This window comes from Streptomyces sp. NPDC102274, from assembly GCF_044766385.1.
Taxonomy (GTDB): domain Bacteria; phylum Actinomycetota; class Actinomycetes; order Streptomycetales; family Streptomycetaceae; genus Streptomyces.
The window spans coordinates 1-16,703 of the sequence record NZ_JBIWLW010000072.1 but is presented as its reverse complement, the minus strand read 5'-3'; the positions used below and the strand labels follow the sequence as shown (position 1 = coordinate 16,703).

Sequence of the window (16,703 nt, the reverse complement as noted above, 5' to 3'; positions counted from 1 at the left end):
CGGTGCGCTGAGCCCCGACCCCGGCCGGTACCCGCGTTCGCCGCACCAGGCCACGGTGCCGGATCGGGGCGCCGGGCCACGGTGCCGGGTCGGGGCGCGAGGTGCAGTGGATCGGCACCATCGGCCAGGGCTTTTCGAGAATGCGGTCCTGCGGCAGCCGGTCGACGCCCACGGGCAGTTCCTTGAGCAGCCTGTCCATCCAGAATGCGCCCACCGCAGCCGTGGTGGTGGCCGTGTTCCGGCTGACCAGCGGGTACGGGTTGGTGTTGCTCGGCCAGCTGCGGTGACGGTAGGCGAGGTAGTCGGTGATCGCCTCGGCGGTGCAGTCGTCCAAGGGATGTGTCGGCTGACGCTTCATGACTGACTCGGTGAGGTAAGGCATCGACCCGTACCTCGCGCAGTCGCCGACGTGGCAAGGGGTTTTGTACTTCCGCTGCCTGCCTGACGGGAGTGTCTAAAACAACGGCGGATCTGATGATCAAGGAGATGCGTCTGATGACAGAGACCTGGGGAACGAGCAGGCCGAGCAGGTTGCTCAGCACCTGACCTCCTGCACGGCCGGTGGGCGGGCGGCTCAGAGCACCTCGGTGAGCGGCAGGGCTGTCTCCGGGTGCCCGAGGTAGTGGACCGCCGCGTGCGGGTTCAGGTTCGGGTTCTTCACCTTCCGACTGATCTCGAAGACCCCTCTATCGCAGGGGAAGAGCCGCTCCAGATGGAGCTTCGCGACGATGAAGTCGTCACGGTCGACGACATTCACCCATCGTCCGAGACACGGCGGAACCCGCAGCGGGCTCGGCCGCAGCTTCTCGCGCACGATAGTGCGCATGCCCAACGGTGATCCGAAGGTGACCAGCAGCGGTAGCGGGTGGCTGACCCGGTGCAGCGCCTCATATGCCACGACGGTCCCCAGCGAGTGGGCGAACACCACTTTCGTCCGCGGAGTCACACACGCCAGCACCGACTCCACCGCCTGCTTGCGTACCGACTCGTCGCCCAGATAGCTGGCCACCTGGCCGAGGTGGAACATACCCCGGCTGCTCAGCGTCGCGAACCCCGACTGCGCGAGCGGCCCCACATGGGCCAGCCCTGCGACGGCGAGCCGGAAGATCTCCATGACTCCCTGCTCGGGTCCGGCGTCCTTGCCGAGCGCCGCCAACTCCCGGTCGGCGTCCGCCCGGTCGGTCGGGTCAGTGGCATGCCGCGCGACATTCCCAAGGATGTCCTGTGCGGCGTCGCCACCGATATGGGCCAGCTTCTCCGGCAGCGGACAGTCCCATTCATTCTTCGGCTCGAACGGCTTGAACAGGTGGCGGTAGTACGCCATCGAAACCGAGGCACGGCCCGTCTCCAGCCCCTCGGCGTGTGCCGTGCGACCGGCTTTCCTCAGCGTTCCGCTCAGCGCGCCGATCCAGTCGGCCCGCATCTCGTCGGGCGACTCGTCCAGCGGGCCGATGCCGTGCACCATCACCACGTCCGTCACGGACCCTCCTCACTCCTCGGCCGGCGCGCCGCGTCCTCGGCGCCGCGCGACACATCCAATGTGCGTGAAAGAACGCGTGAGGACGTCACCGGGGTTCCAAACTGCCTTCCACAGAAGCGGTTTCTTCCCATAATGATCGGGTGGACAAGCAGCGTTACGCGTTCGTCGTGGCCTCCCAGTGGGGTGTTCATCCGAATCTGGAGACGCTCCGGGCCGAGGCAGAAGAGTTGAGAGACCTGCTGCTGGACCCGGACCGTGGCCACTGTGCGTCGGCCTACGGGGACGGGCTGTTGTTCGATCCGGGCACGGTGACGCAGGTGCGTGCGGCGGTGAAGGCCGCCTTTGAGCGGGCCAATGCGGCCCGCTCGCCGATGGTGCTGGCCTTCCTCGGACATGGGCATGTCTCGGCCCAGAGCGACTTCGTCTTCCCCGTGACAACCAGCCCGGTCCGGCCGGACCCCACGACCGCCTTCGCCGTTCCGGCCCGCCTGCGGACCCTTCTGGCGGACCACGGCGCCGTCTCCGGCCTGACCGTCGTCATCGACGCCTGCTCGGCCGGGGCGGCGGCGCTGGCCGCGGCACAGGACTGGTTCCCGTCCGCGATGCACATCGGACGTGAGATCGAAGTTCTCGCCTCCACCGATGGCAGGCCCGCCTATGGGCTGAGATTCTCCCGGGCGCTGAACTGCGTAATCCGGCACGGGCATGCCCGGCTGGAGGGGCTGATGCACAGTCGGCCGCTGGCGCTGACGCTGGGAGACACCCTGGAGGATCAACGGCCCCAGGCCGTGACCTGGAGCGGCAGCCGCCACGCGGCTGAGGGCGGAACCGACGGCGTGAGCGGGGCCGGCATCAGGGTGCCGCACTGGGTTGCGCGGAATGTGGCACACAACGGCAGTCTCAGCGTCGTCGCGGCCACCCCTGGAGGCGGTTTGCTGCCCAGGCTGAAGCATTTCCAGCCGCCTCCCACACTCCCCGCGCTCACGAAGTCCGTCCTGGGCCACCGGGCGGTCGCCCTGCGAGGGCCGATGGGATCGGGGAAGACTACCCTCGTCGCCGCGCTCTCCCGTCCCGAACTCGTTCCGATGGGTGAGGACACGAGCGAGGGGTCACCGGTATGCGCTCTGGTCCAACTCCGGGAGAGCTGGACCGACGAGAGCACACTCGCGGCGATGGCCCGACAACTGGTCTTCTTCCTGCCGGGCTTCGCGCAGGCGCGGGACGAGTTCGAGCGGATCACACCGCTTGCCGAACGTCAGGGACTGCCGCCCGCGCGACGCTATGTCGGGGGACCGCTCGGCCTCATGCCGACCCGGCGGCCGGTCCGCGTCGTCATCGATGCCATCGACCAGCTGGATCGGAGCGCACGGCTGAAGGTGATCGAGCAGTTGACGCTGCTGCTCGACAGCGCGCCCGACTGGTTCGGCATCGTCGCCACCTCGCGGGACGGGGTGCGGCTGCCAGCGGAGTGGCACCCGGAGTCCGTGCAGGCCGCGCGGGAAGAGCAGATCAGTGGCTACCTGAACGCTCGTCACATCAGTACTGAGCAGTGGACGCCGATCGTCAGCCAGGCAGCCGGGAACTGGTATATGGCAGCGCTGCTGGCCGACTACGGGCCACGAGAGCCAGGCCGGCTGGTGACCTACGAACTGCTCTATCGGGACGTCCTGGACCAGGCGCGTCGACGCGCGCCGGACGGGCGGTCGACCTGGGTCGACGCCGTTGTCACGGTCCTCGCGGCGGCCGGCCAGGGGGCCGTACTGCCGAAGCCGCTGCTGGCTGCAGCGTCCGCCGCCATCGAGGGGCCGGACGCCGAAGACGTCGACCACATACTGGAGTTGCTCGCGGGGCTCGTCGAACGGGCGGTGCACCCGGTCGCTGGGGAACTCCTGGGAGCGCACCACCAGGCGTTGGTGGAGCATGTCGAGGAGGCGGAGTATCACCTGGAGGTGGGGACCGGCCACGAGGCGCTGATGACGGCACTTGAGAGCATGGCTCCCATGGACCGTCACGATCCCGACGACCCGCTGCACGCGTACGCCACCGACGCGGAACCCGTCCACCTCTGGCACATCGGCTCGTACGAGCGCCTCCTCGAAAGCCTGGACAGCCGCGGCTCTACGGATGCCGCGGCGAACCGGGACCGGTGGGCTGCCTGGGGCGACCGGCTGGCGCGACGCCCGGGACCGGAGGAGCGGCCCACCCTCAGGGCCTGGCAGAAGGCCGCCTACTGGGCGGGGCGGGCCGGCTCCTACCTCCGGTCCCGGGAGATGTACGAGAAGGTACTCGCGAGGCAGCTCCGCGCGCTTCCTGCCGACGACCCGGACATTCTGGAGAGCAGGCACCGCATCGCCTACGCCACCGGTGAGATGGGCGATTTCGGTACGGCGGTCGACCTGCACGCCACGCTCCTCGCCGACCAGACCCGCCTCATCGGCGCGGACGACCGGCGTACCCTCGCCACCCGTCACCACCTCGCCTACTGGACGGGCAGGGGCGGCCGCATGGAGGAAAGCCTGCGTCTACATGAGGAGTTGCTGCCCGACCAGACGCGCGTCCTCGGTCCGACCGACCGGGACGTCCTGGAAAGCCGACACTACATCGCCTACTGGTACGGGCGGCTCGGCCGGTACGAGGACGCCCTCGCCATGCATCACCGACTGCTGCGCGATCGCATCGAGGTGTTCGGCGAGGACCACGAGCAGATCATCTACAGCCTGATGAACATCTCCCGGTTCACCGGTGAGGCCGGGCGGCTCCGCGAGGTGCTCGACCAGCTTCGGGCCCTGCTGCCCAGAATGGAGAGGCAGAAGGGCCCGGACCACCCCACCACGCTGCTCGTCCGCCTCTACACCGCCCGGTTCACCTGGGAGTACGGTGACGCGGCGCGGTCGCTCGAACTACACCGAAAACTGGTCAGCGACCAGCGGCGCGTACTCGGCGACCACAACCATCCCGTCGTCATGATCACCCGCTTCAACATCGCCATGCTGAACGCAGAGCTGGGAGACGCCGAGGAGGCACTCGAAGAACTCGGTGAGCTCCTGGCGCGTCGACGCGCCCGCTATCCCGCCGACGACCATCCCGAGGTGCTGACCACGCGATTCGGGATCGCGATGCTCCGTGCGTTGACGGGGCACCTCGACGAGGCCACCGACTCGCTCCAGGCGGTGCTCGCCGACCGCGAGCGCGTACTGGGCGGCGGGCACCCTGAAGTGCTGCTCACCCGTTCCGCCCTCGGTGATCTGTGGGGCCGCGGACAGGCTCCCGGGGCGTCGGCCGGCCGAGCCGAGGACATGCTGCGCGACACACTGCGTCTGCAGCGCGCGGCGCTGGGCGACCGCCACCCTCAGACGATGACCACCCGGGCCCGGCTGGCGAGTCTGCTGATCCGTGCGGGCAGAGAGGAGGAAGCCGCAGAAGATCTGAGGGCACTGCTGCCGCTGCGGGTGGACGTGCTGGGGGACAAGCATCCGGACACAGTCAGCACACGGGAGACCCTGAGCATGCTGACAGCCAAGAGGGGATGATCCCGCAGGCCGGGACGTGGGCCAGGCGGTGTTGGGGCGGTTGGATGGCCGGGTGCCAGCGCCGGATTCGGCTCGTTGAGCGACACCCACCCTGGTCCAGCTGCTGGCCGGCCTCGCGACGAGACCCCCATCAATCCGGCCCCGTTCCTCATTTCGCTGTCAGCGTTTTGTTGTCAGCGCGGCTGCGGTCAGGGTGAGGTGCTGGGCCAGTACCTCGGCCGCGGTGTCGGCGTCGCGGGCCAGCGCCGCTTCCTCCAGCCGGCGGTGCTCGCCAACGCCGTCCCGGTCGGGGTGGCGGTGCGCCGACCAGCGGCGAGCCAGCTCGCTCGCGGTCCACATCCGGTCGAAGGTCTCCAGCAGTACGGGGTTGCCACAACTTTCCAGCAGCGTGCGGTGGAAGACCCGGTGGGCTTCGGACCACGCGCTGCTGTAGTACTCGCCTTCCTCCGGCACGTACGCCGGGGTGCGGGTCAGACGGTGGTGGGCGGCTCGTACGCGGGCCTCCCAGTCGACGTCGCCGCGCTCGATGGAGATGCGCAGCACGACCGGTTCGATGGTCCGGCGGGCCTCCGCGATCTCCTGCCAGCGGCGGTCGGAGAAGGCCGGGACGGCGAAGCCGCGGTTGGGCAGCCGGTCGGCAAGGCCCTCGCCGACCACCCGCACGAGCGCCTCGCGCACGACGGCCAGGCTCACACCCTGTTCCCCGGCGAGGTCATGCGGTTTGAGGGCGTCACCGGGGGCGTAGTCGCCGCGCATGATCGCGTCCCGCAGGTACGCGTAGACCTGCTCGGAGAGCATCTGTTTCCCCGACGAGGTCGAGGTGCGGGTCGTCTGAGTCACGCACCCAGCATAGACGATCTGGCAAATAATCGATTTTCCGTGTTATCGTCGATCTTGCGGTCGACGATAGGCGACGGCGGTGCCTCTGCGCGACGCTGCGGGCCCTCCGTCGGCCGCATCACCACCATCCCAACAGCACGCTCTGAAAAGGAACGACGCGATGAGCGCCAACGACCCCTTCGCCCGCCTCCCCGAGGTGGCCTCCTTCACCGCTACCAGCACCACCATCACCGACGGTGCCGCCTGGTCACCCGAGCAGTTCTCCGGCATCTTTGGCGTCCCCGGCGGGAAGGACATCTCCCCGCAGATGTCCTGGAGCGGCGCCCCGGAAGGCACCAAGAGCTACGCCGTCACCGTCTACGACCCCGACGCCCCCACCGGGTCCGGGTTCTGGCACTGGGCGGTCGCCGACATCCCCGCCACCGTCACCGAACTGTCCGAGGGTGCCGGTGACGACACCGGCTCGGGCCTGCCCGAGGGCGCCTTCCAGCTGCCCAACGACGCCCGCGCCGCCCGCTTCATCGGCGCTGCCCCGCCGGCCGGGCACGGCCCGCATCGCTACTTCGTCGTGGTGCACGCCCTCGACGTCGAGTCCATCGGCGTTGCTGCCGACGCCACCCCGGCCGTCCTCGGCTTCACCATGGCCGGCCACATCCTCGGCCGCGCGGTCCTGACCGCCACGGCCGAAACCCCCGCCTGAGGTACAGCATGTCCCGACTCATCGACATCACGGAGATGTATCTCCGCACCATCCTGGAGCTCGAGGAGGAAGGCGTGGTCCCCATGCACGCCCGCATCGCCGAGCGCCTGAACCAGAGCAGTCCCACTGTCAGTCAGACTGTCGCCCACATGGAGCGTGACGGTCTGCTGCACGTCGCCGGTGACAGGCACTTGGAGCTGACGGAGGAGGGCCGGCGGACCGCCACGAGCGTGATGCGCAAGCACCGGCTGGCGGAGTGTCTGCTCGTCGACGTGATCGGGCTGGAGTGGGAGCAGGCCCACGCCGAAGCCTGCCGCTGGGAGCACGTGATGAGCGAGGCCGTCGAACGCCGTCTCCTGGAGCTGCTGCGGCACCCGACGGAGTCGCCCTACGGCAACCCGATCCCGGGCCTGGAGCAACTCGGCGAGAGGAGCACCGTGGATCCGTTCCTCGACGAGGGCATGGTCAGCCTCAGCGACCTGGACCCCGGGCCGAACGGCGCGAGCGCGGTCGTACGGCGCATCGGGGAGTCGATCCAGACCGACCCCCAGCTGATGTACATCCTGCGGCACGCCGGGGTGCAGCCCGGCGCGGTCGTGAGCGCGACGTCGTCGCCCGGCGGCGTGATGGTCGGCAGCGGCGGGGAGGCTGCCAAACTTCCCACGCGGACCGCCGCGCACGTCTTCGTGGCCAGGCGCTGAGCCCAGCCGGGCGCCGGCCCGTCGCCGTGGTTCCGGCGCGCGACTTCGCGCGGCGGCAAGGGCACATCGCCGGAACGCACTACGCTGTTCGTGACGTCCCGTTGCCGGAACTGTGGGCTCCGTCATGGCTGTGCCGATCTCCTCCCGTGAGGGTCGGTAGATGCCGCCCCTGCTCATCCCGGCCGTACTGCGCCACACGCGAGGAGCTGACCTGCGACTACGCCATGCGCACCGGCGTCGAGTCCTGGCCGATGGTGTGATCGTGCCGCGGTGCCCCACTGCCGGGGCACGATCACCGGCGGCGACTGGCAGTGTTGGTGGTGTGGTCGGAGACGAGGCCGGCGATGGCCCGGTAGGTGTCGGGCAGGCGGTCGCGGTGATGGGTCCAGCGGGTCAGTTGCTTCCAGCGTTTGTGATCTGCCAGGGCGTGTTCGACGGTGATGCGGTCGGACGAGTGCCCGTGACGGTCACGTTCCCACTGTTCGGTTCTCCCGGGCAGTGCTCCGGGCCGCGGCTTTCCTGGCGGGGTGATGGCCTGGCCGGGGTGGTCACGGCGGAGGCCGGGGTAACCGTCGTCCGGGAGGACTTCCACTTCGGGGAAGTGCTGGAAGCAGATGGTGATGCCTTCGTTGCGGGCGGCGGTCGCGTCATGCATGCGTCCGGGCCGCGGGGCATCGGTCCATAACGTGCGGCCACGCCAGTCGGCGATGACGGTGGCCTTCATGGTGTTCTGTTTCTTCTTGCCGGAAACGAACGTTCTTTTTTCCCGGAAACGAACGCCCGCCGTCCACCGCGGCTGGCTGGTGGTCTGCGGACCCGGATCTCGGTGGCGTCCAGACGCAGCTCGATGCCCTCTGCCTGGGCATAGGCGAACACATCAGCCAGGGTCCGAAGACGCACGTCCGGGCGTTCGGGGAGCACGCACCCCCGCTCGGCCGGCAGGGTGCGTATCTCTCCGACGGCCCGAGTGGCAGTGGAGCGGTCGACGCCGAACAGCAGCCCCAGCACCGAGTGTGCGGCAGGCCGTGCCGCAGATGGATCAGTGTGGCCACCAGCCGGTCGACAAAGACCAGTTGGTGGCGGGCGCCGGCTCGCTCGGCCCGCTTCCTGACCCGCCTCGCGCAGCATGGCGGCGGCCCGTCGGCTGCGGCGCCTGGGGGAGATGTTGGCCATCGACTGGCGGGGCCTTACCTGTTCCGGTTCCTGTTGTCGTGGCGTTGCTGGGCCATGCTCCGGACAAACGTGGCCGCGAACCCGGCGGCCACGCCAATGCCGAGGGCAGTGAACCCTCGTGTGTCATTCGGCTGGGATGACGTCGTGTAGATGACGATGGCGACGCAGATCATGGTGATGAGGTAGAGCGGGATGAGCGGGATGCGGTACCACCACGGCGTGTTCCGGCCAGTATTCACGAGCCCCCTCGCTGATCGCTCAGTCGCGATGACGAGTCTACGGGCGCCCCCAGCGCGGTCGGCAGGAATCTTCCGCAACTCGGTCCTGTCCAGAGTCTTCTGCCGCCCCTAAAGGGCGGAGGGCAGAGCGCCCGGCGCCGGGTCCCACGCGCCGAGTCGACAGGAGATGGCGACGGACTGGATCAGCGTGGTGTACGAACTCGTGGAGGACCCGCTGGTCCGGTGGGCGGCCCGGGAGCGAAAGTTTTCAACCGGGTGAAGTAGAGCCAGTGGGCCCGAGTCTGGTGGGCGCTTTGGGCACCCTCCGCACGCAGCCGGGCCAGGACAGCAGACGCCGCCGCACCCGTGCCAAGGGATGGAGTCGGCGATCAGCTCTGGTCTTCGGCCGGACGGGGGCGGGAGCGCTCTTTGGCTTCAATGGCGGCAGGCGTAGACGCGGTCCCGCGCGGGATAGTCGGCGGGCATCGCCCGCCCACGTGATGCCGCCCGCGACCGGGTAGCGGACCGCGTCAGGCATCTGGCGGTGGCGGTACCCCTCAGGCTGCCCGCCCCGGCCCTCCGGCCATGCCGGCACCGGCACCGGCTCGCGCACCCGGGTCCGCTCGGCATCCGTCATGTCCGACGGGCAGCGCGGCTCCCGATCCGGTCGGCCCGCGGCGTTGTGGTGCACGGGGGCGAGGCAATCACACGACGGGGCAGGCGAGTTGGACTGCGCGGACACAAGCGCGTGCAACTGCGACAGCAGGGCCTCCCGGTGCACGGACGGAACCCAACACCCCCCCGAGCTGCCGAGAGACCCTGCCTCTGCGCCCCGCCTCCTCGAAGATCACCCGACCGGGACTCCGAGCCGGGACTGCCGTTCGATTGGCGAACATCAAGATCGATAACGCAACGGCTTCTTACCGACCCTGCGATTGGCCCCGGACCGCGGAGGCTGACCGCTCCGCTTGCGCCGCTCCGCCGACCGGAACCCGGGACGGGTGGCGTTACTTCTTGGCGAATCCCGCACGGACGTAGTTGACGCCCTGCCCCCAGGCGCCCATGTGGTCGGCGACGATGTCGTTGACGGCGTCGTAGGTGTCCGCGCGCGCCCAGTCACGCTGCAGTTCGGAGAGCACGCTCGCGGTGCTGACGGGAATGACGCCCTTCTGGGTCATCCGTATGATCGCCGCGTCGTGAGCCGCTGTGCTGGACCCTGCGGAGGCGTCGATGACGGCGAAGACCTCATATCCCGCCTCGGTCGCCGACAGTGCCGGGAAGGTCAGGCAGACCTCCGTCCACAGACCGGCGATGAGCAGGCGGCGTCGGCCGGTGGCCTCGACCGCGGAGCGCAGGGCTCCGTCCTGCCATGCGTTGATGTGGGAGCGGTCGATGACCTTGATGTCCGGCAGGGCGCGGGTGATCTCGGGGATCAGAGGGCCGGCGAAAGTGTCGGCGGCTATGGAGGTCAGCACGGTGGGGAGGTTGAACACCTTGGCCATTTTGGCGAGGGCGGTCACGTTGTTGACCAGGGACTGCGGGTCCGCGCTGCGGGCCCCGAAGATCATCTGGGGCTGGTGGTCGATGAGGACGAGAGCGACGTCCTCCGCGTTGAACAGGCTGTTGATGGCGCTGTCGGGCAGGTCCTGCGGGGTGCTGCTGATGGCCATGAGGTAGCCCTCCTTCGAGATAGTCACTTTCCTTTAGAAAGTCGCCCTGTATGCAAGCTAGCCTCCCCTCTCCCTGCATGCAAGCCGCTATCCATTGGTAAGCTGAAGCGTGGCCACCTACGAGCGTGATTTCTGCCCCCGCTACCACCATGCTGTTGAGATGATCGGCCGCCGTTGGTCCGGGGTGATCTTGCGCGAGCTGCTCCAGGGAGCGACGCGCTTCCGCCAGATCGCCGATGCCATCCCCGACATGAACGACAAGCAGCTCTCGGACCGACTCAAACGCTTCGAGAGCGAGGGCGTCGTCCAACGCTCCGTCCTTCCGACCACTCCCGTGACCATCGAGTACCGACTCACGGACAAGGGCCGTGCCCTGGAGGCAGCTGTTCGGGAGATCTCCGCGTGGGCTGAGGCATGGCTGCCCGCCGAGGGCGAACCGGACACAGCACAAACCGCCGGCGGGTCCTCCGACTGACATCCTCCGACTGACACAACGTGCCGACCCCCGCCGGAAAGCCACTTCTCCTTGATGATCAGACGGGGGTGGCGCCCCGCGTGTCGGCCGGTTCCCCGACGAACAGCGCGAGGTCAGGCATCGGCGCGAGGTCAGACTTCGGGCGGTTCATCGCGATCATGGTCGCGTTGACAGTCATCGCACGCGAGGCGCTCCAGAGGCCGGCGCCCTCGGGGACGGCCGCCCATCTCTTCCGGCAGTGCCCAGCTCGATCGCGGTGACGTCCAGCCCGGCCGGGGTGGGGAGCCGGACCTCTTCCGCGCCCCGGGTACCGCAGCCGTCCAGGGTGAGGTCGTGCCTGCGCAGACCGCTCACGGCACCGACACCATCCGGTTCGTGCCGTTCGAAGCCAGACCCGCAGGGCTGTCCCGAGACCACCATCGTCCGGACCGGCCGCGCCTACGCGGGCACGCTCGTGACCTGGGCCGAACAGAGCAATGCTCAATACCTGTGGATCGGCCTGGTGGGAGGAGGCGTACCTTCCCGGTGGATCGATCGATAGGTCATCGAGCAAGGCCGACGTTGGCGCGTCGGTCGGGAAGGCACGCCCGTGCTTACGGTAGTCAACGAGGACGGCACCACGTTAAGCGGCAGCTCGCTGCTGGACGAGATCGTCCGGGAAGGCGCCAGGCGGATGCTGGCCGCCGCACTGGAAGCCGAAGTCAACGCCTACATAGCCGAGTTGTCCCACGAACGGGACGGTGACGGGCGTCGGCTGGTGGTTCGTAACGGCTACCACCAGCCCAGAAAGGTCACCACCTCGGCCGGAGCCGTCCAGGTCAAGGCGCCGCGGGTCAACGACAAGCGCACCGACGAAGTCACCGGGGAGTGCAAGCGGTTCTCCTCGGCGATCCTGCCGCCGTGGTGCCGGAAGTCCCCGAAGATCAGTGAGGTGCTGCCGCTGCTCTACCTGCACGGCCTGTCCTCGGGCGACTTCGTGCCCGCGCTGTAACAGTTCCTCGGCTCCTCGGCCGGCCTCTCGCCCGCGACGGTGACCCGGCTGACCACGCAGTGGCAGGCCGACCACACCGCCTTCCAGGACCGTGACCTGTCCGCCACGGACTATGTGTATGTCTGGGCGGACGGCGTCCACCTGCGGATACGCCTGGAGGAAGCGAAAGCCGCGGTCCTGGTACTGATGGGCGTGCGCGCGGACGGCACGAAGGAACTGATCGCGATGACCGGCGGCTACCGCGAATCGTCCGAGGCGTGGGCGGGCCTGTTGCGGGACTGCGCCCGCCGCGGCATGCGCGCTCCGGTCCTGGCCGTCGGCGACGGCGCGCTCGGTTTCTGGAACGCCGTGAGCGAAGTGTTTCCCGACACCCGTCATCAGAGGTGCTGGGTTCACAAAACGGTCAATGTACTCGACGCGCTTCCGAAATCGGCCCAGCCCGCGGCCAAGCGCGCGGTCCAGGAGATCTACAACGCCGAGGACAAGGAGCACGCGGCCAGGGCCGTCCGCGACTTCGAGCGGGCCTACGGGGCGAAGTACCCCAAGGTCGTCAAGCGGATCACGGACGACGAGGACGAGCTGCTGGCGTTCTTCGACTTCCCCGCCGAGCACTGGATCCATCTGCGGACCACGAACCCGATCGAGTCGGCCTTCGCCACCGTGCGATTGCGGACCAAGGTCACCAAGGGCGCGGGCAGCCGCGCCGCCGCACTGGCCATGGTCTTCAAGCTGATCGAGTCCGCCCAGGCCCGCTGGCGAGCCGTGAACGCACCCCAACTCGTCGCCCTCGTCCGCGCCGGAGCCCACTTCGAACGAGGCCACCTCGTCGAACGCCCGGAGGCTCTTGCGGCATGATCAAGGTCAGCCGATCCTCTGGAGACCCCGCGTGACCTGGTCCGAGCGCATCGTGGTGCGAGACGGTGTCCGACTTGTCTGCCGGGACTGGGGCGGGACGGGGCAGCCAGTCGTGCTGCTGCACGGTCTGGCCGGCCACGCGGGTGAATGGGATGCGACAGCCCGGCGCTTAAGCCCGGGGTATCGGGTCGTCGCGGTCGACCAACGCGGGCACGGCGGCAGCGAACGCCGCCCGCGGGATGTCTCCCGCGCTGCCTACGTCGCCGACGTCATCACCGTGGTCGATCAGCTGGAGTTGCGACGGCCGGTCCTGCTCGGTCAGTCGCTGGGCGGACACACCGCCATGCTGACCGCCGCCGCACACCCCGAGCGAATCCACGCGCTCGTGCTCATCGAGGCCGGCCCAGGCGGTGCGAACCCCAACAGTCCCGCCAAGATCGGCGGATGGCTCGACTCGTGGCCGACACCGTTCGCCTCTCTCGATGTTGCTGCCCAGTTCCTGGGCGGCGGACCGGTCGGCGAAGGCTGGGCAGCCGGCCTGGAAGAACGCGACGGCGGCTGGTGGCCGCGCTTCGACCGGGACGTGATGGTCCGTTCACTGGCGGAAAACGCCCGGCGTTCCTTCTGGGACGAGTGGGAGCAGGTCACGTGCCCGACCCTGCTCACCCTGGCCCAGTCCAGCATCATCCCTCCGCAAGAAGCCGACGACATGCTCCGCCGACGCCCCGCCACCGTGGCCGTCAGCCTCCCCCGAACCGGCCACGACCTGCACCTGGAACAGCCCGGGACTCTGCGCACCCTGCTCTCGGACTTCCTCAACGAAATCGCCTGACAACCCCGTCGGCCACAACGACGGGGAAGTCAGATACCGCAGACCGCCATCGATCCACAGGTCTTGACAATTGCTCCGGGAGGGCCACGAGGAAAGCCTGCGGCGTACTCGTGGCGATGCTGCAGGGACTCAGTCGGGCTCCTACTCCGTCGAACGAACCACAGTGAACACGGGAACCGTCCCGAACCTTGCCTCGCCGTCTGTCTCCAACAGTTGCCGGGGCTGGGCGCATCGACCGCCGATCGGTCCGGGGCGGGGCGGAGCCGCCGTAGTACTCCGAGGTCGGGGTGCGACACGAAAGTCGCACGAGTTGAGTGAGCTTCATCGAAGGAGGTTCGGCTGATGCCGAAGGTGTAGTTACGGATCAGTGTTCGAGGATCTGTCCCCGGCCTGACGTGCGTTGCTGGTAACGGCAGGGTGCGAAGCTCAGGTTCCAGGCCCAAGGGCTCCCGTTCCATCCGGGAGTTACAGGCCACGGGGAAGGCCGACAGGGTGAACAACGTGAACCCCTGGTGATGCCTCGTGATCGGAAGCCCCGCAGATGGGTCGTGGCAGCGGGGTCAAGGACTGGCCGTTGAGAAACGGCAGGCGCCGACCGGAAGACTCTAAACCGGTCGGGAGAACACCGCCGTCCTCGGGGTATAGGGGGCACCCGACCCGGCCGCACCTCACTCGTGCGGAACGTGACAACCCCGTTGGAGTCCGAAGACGCATGGCGTCTTCGGCAAGCCGACCGCAAGGAAGGCCCGATTCTCCAGCGGGCGCAGGATGGCCTCAGAAGCCAATGCCGGCGGCCGAAAGGAAGCGGGAAAACGAGACACCATGACCGGCTCTCCGCTGGTCGTCTCGCATAACCGGCCGGATACGGGCTGATGCTCGGACCCGAAAGGGTGCTGACGGAGGCCAGGTGAGCCTGTGAAGAGACGAAGAGAATGACACCAGAACCGAAGGACAAGTTGGACGCCATGACGAACACGCAGGTGAAAGCCGACGCGGACGTGATAGCGAACGGACCGGAGGGCAACATCCCCGGCTGGCACGATATTGACTGGCGTGCCGTCGAGGACGAAGTACGGCGTCTGCGACAGAGAATCTTCACGGCATCGCAGGAAGGCGACCTCAAACGAGTTCGCAACTTGCAGAAACTGATGCTCCGTTCCCGCGCTAACACGCTCCTGAGCGTGCGGCGCGTGACGGAGATCAACGCTGGGCGCAAGACCGCCGGAGTGGACGGGCGAACGGCGCTGCTGCCCCAGTCGAAGACCAGACTGGTCGACTGGGCGCAATACCGCTCGAAAACCTGGACGCCCTTGCCGGTCAAGCGCGTGCATATTCCAAAAGCAGGCGGAAAGAAGCGCCCACTCGGTATCCCGGTCATCGCTGACCGGGCACTGCAAGCGCGGGTGGTCAACGCGCTGGAACCCGAGTGGGAGGCGCGGTTCGAGCCGAAGTCGTACGGCTTCCGGCCCGGCTGCGGCTGTCATGACGCGATCTCCGCCATCTACCTGACGCTGAAGGGCAAGAACCCCCAGCGGATGTGGGTACTGGACGCGGATCTGAAGGCGGCGTTCGACCGTATCGACCACGAGCATCTTCTCGCCCAGCTCGGCACGTTCCCCGCCAGGGAACTGGTCAGGCACTGGTTGAAGGCCGGAGTGGTCGACGGCGGCCGATTCGCCCCGACAGAGGAAGGCACCCCGCAAGGGGGTGTCGTCAGCCCTCTGCTGCTGAACGTCGCTCTACACGGAATGGAACAAGCCGCCGGAGTCCGATACCGCAAGCTCGGCACGAACGCCGCCGAGTCGGTTGAGGGTTCCCCGGCATTGATCAGATACGCGGACGATCTTGTCGCGCTATGTCACAGCCATGGCGAAGCCCAACAGGTCAAAGCTAAGCTCGCCGAGTGGCTGGCACCCAGAGGACTGGCGTTCAACGAGGACAAGACACGAATCGTCCACGCTGATTCCGGTTTCGACTTTCTGGAATTTAACGTCCGTCGCTATGACGGCAAGTTGCTGATCAAACCGAGCCCGGCGGCTCTGAGACGAATCCGGAAACGGCTACGCACCGAGATGCGGGCCTTGCGAGGCTCCAATGCCAGTGCGGTGCTGCACAAGATCGATCCGATCGTGCGCGGCTGGTCAGCCTACTACCGGACGGTGGTCTCTAGCGCAGCTTTCACGGCGCTGGATGACTATATGTGGAAGCTCACTTATAAGTGGGCCAAGCATGGCCACCAGAACAAATCGAGGCACTGGATCGTCAACCGGTACTTCGGTCAGTTCAACAAATCCAGTAAGAACCGCTGGGTATTCGGCAACCGGGAGACCGGTGCCCACCTGCGGAAGTTCTCCTGGACAAAGATTGTTCGACACCAGATGGTCCCGGGCACCTCGTCTCCGGACGATCCGGCCCTGGCCGAATACTGGGCCAAACGGCGACGCAAAGAGAAACCCCTGCCACTGGACGCGTTCGGACTGCGGCTGCTGACGTCGCAAGACGGCCGCTGCCCGCTGTGTCGGGGCTTTCTCCTGCACGCCGACCACCAACCGCAGAGCCCGGCTGAATGGGAACAGTGGATGGCGGTGGTCCGAAGGGCAATGACGAAGCAATACGTCATCCTCTCTCCGGACCAGGGCACGTCGAACGTGGTCCTTCGTTTCGTGCACACGACCTGCCGACGTCGGCGTTCTGCTGATATCGCGCCAGGTCCAGCAACCCTGCAAACCCGCGAGCCTTCAGGGCTTGCTTGAGCCGGATGCCGGGATGACTGGCACGTCCGGTTCTTAGGGGGCTCCGGCGCGGCAACGCGCCGGAGCTACCCGACAGAGCCGGTTACATGGGGAAGGGCGGCAGCGGTATCGAGAAGGGAAGGACGCTGCAATGCCGGAAGACGCCCTGTCGAATGGCGGAGCCCTCGGCCCTCGGGCCCGGGTACTGGAGATGCAGGCCAAGCTTCACCGTTGGGCGGTGGCCGGTCCCGGCCGCCGGTTCGTTGACCTGTTCAACTTCGTGCACGATCCGGCGACGCTGTTGGTGGCGTTCGACCGGGTCGCGGGCAACCGGGGAGCCCGGACTCCTGGCGTCGACGGCATGACCGCCACCGACGTCGAAGAGTCCATCGGAGGCTCTGGGAAGGTTCGCAAGCTCGGGATTCCGACGATCGCGGACCGTGTCGTTCAGGCGGCGCTGAAACTGGTGCTGGAACCGATCTTCGAGGCCGACTTCAAGCCGGTCT

General features: G+C 67.8%; 10 protein-coding genes and 3 pseudogenes. 8 read left to right on the top strand and 5 right to left on the bottom strand.

The features are described 5' to 3' along the window. Together ACIRQP_RS40900 and ACIRQP_RS40895 are read right to left on the bottom strand one after the other, a co-directional pair. Nucleotides 1–358: hypothetical protein (locus tag ACIRQP_RS40900; RefSeq protein ID WP_403900347.1), on the bottom strand; the 358-nt coding region annotated here is incomplete at its 3' end. A 216-nt stretch (nucleotides 359–574) separates the two neighbouring features. After that, on the bottom strand, nucleotides 575–1,480 hold the full coding sequence (locus ACIRQP_RS40895) for a hypothetical protein (protein WP_403900345.1): 906 nt from the start codon (nucleotides 1,478–1,480) through the stop codon (nucleotides 575–577). A gap of 140 nt (nucleotides 1,481–1,620) precedes the next feature. Between ACIRQP_RS40895 and ACIRQP_RS40890 the strand changes: the two genes are divergently transcribed. Further along, nucleotides 1,621–5,010 (top strand): tetratricopeptide repeat protein, encoded by a 3,390-nt coding sequence (locus tag ACIRQP_RS40890; protein WP_403900343.1) that lies wholly within the window; start codon nucleotides 1,621–1,623, stop codon nucleotides 5,008–5,010. A 159-nt stretch (nucleotides 5,011–5,169) separates the two neighbouring features. Here ACIRQP_RS40890 and ACIRQP_RS40885 read toward each other — a convergent pair whose 3' ends face one another. Then, entirely contained in the window at nucleotides 5,170–5,850 is a 681-nt protein-coding gene (locus ACIRQP_RS40885; protein WP_403900341.1) for a GntR family transcriptional regulator, read from the bottom strand. 160 nt (nucleotides 5,851–6,010) lie between these two features. On the opposite strand from ACIRQP_RS40885, the gene ACIRQP_RS40880 reads away from it, so the two are divergent. Both ACIRQP_RS40880 and ACIRQP_RS40875 read left to right on the top strand, forming a co-directional pair. Further along, a complete protein-coding gene (locus ACIRQP_RS40880) occupies nucleotides 6,011–6,550 on the top strand; it encodes a YbhB/YbcL family Raf kinase inhibitor-like protein (RefSeq protein ID WP_403900339.1) in 540 nt (179 codons plus the stop codon). A gap of 8 nt (nucleotides 6,551–6,558) precedes the next feature. Then, nucleotides 6,559–7,251, top strand: coding sequence for a metal-dependent transcriptional regulator (locus ACIRQP_RS40875; protein ID WP_403900337.1), 693 nt, complete (start codon nucleotides 6,559–6,561; stop codon nucleotides 7,249–7,251). Between the two features lie 292 nt (nucleotides 7,252–7,543). Here the strand turns inward: ACIRQP_RS40875 and ACIRQP_RS40870 are convergent. Together ACIRQP_RS40870 and ACIRQP_RS40865 are read right to left on the bottom strand one after the other, a co-directional pair. After that, a pseudogene (locus ACIRQP_RS40870) lies at nucleotides 7,544–8,389 on the bottom strand (transposase family protein); the annotation flags it as partial. 1,260 nt (nucleotides 8,390–9,649) lie between these two features. Further along, nucleotides 9,650–10,312: a hydrolase gene (locus tag ACIRQP_RS40865; RefSeq protein ID WP_403900335.1), complete on the bottom strand. Its 663-nt coding sequence runs from the start codon at nucleotides 10,310–10,312 to the stop codon at nucleotides 9,650–9,652. A 160-nt stretch (nucleotides 10,313–10,472) separates the two neighbouring features. Here ACIRQP_RS40865 and ACIRQP_RS40860 point away from each other — a divergent pair, with 160 nt between their 5' ends. The 5 genes and pseudogenes from ACIRQP_RS40860 to ACIRQP_RS40840 all read left to right on the top strand — a co-directional run. Beyond that, entirely contained in the window at nucleotides 10,473–10,787 is a 315-nt protein-coding gene (locus ACIRQP_RS40860) for a winged helix-turn-helix transcriptional regulator (RefSeq protein WP_403900333.1), read from the top strand. 589 nt (nucleotides 10,788–11,376) lie between these two features. After that, a pseudogene (locus ACIRQP_RS40855) lies at nucleotides 11,377–12,633 on the top strand (IS256 family transposase). 31 nt (nucleotides 12,634–12,664) lie between these two features. Beyond that, a complete protein-coding gene (locus ACIRQP_RS40850; RefSeq protein ID WP_403900331.1) occupies nucleotides 12,665–13,465 on the top strand; it encodes an alpha/beta fold hydrolase in 801 nt (266 codons plus the stop codon). Nucleotides 13,466–14,430: 965 nt separating this feature from the next. Further along, a complete protein-coding gene (gene ltrA, locus ACIRQP_RS40845) occupies nucleotides 14,431–16,218 on the top strand; it encodes a group II intron reverse transcriptase/maturase (protein ID WP_403900329.1) in 1,788 nt (595 codons plus the stop codon). A gap of 130 nt (nucleotides 16,219–16,348) precedes the next feature. Beyond that, nucleotides 16,349–16,703 (top strand): annotated as a pseudogene (locus ACIRQP_RS40840) (group II intron reverse transcriptase/maturase); the annotation flags it as partial.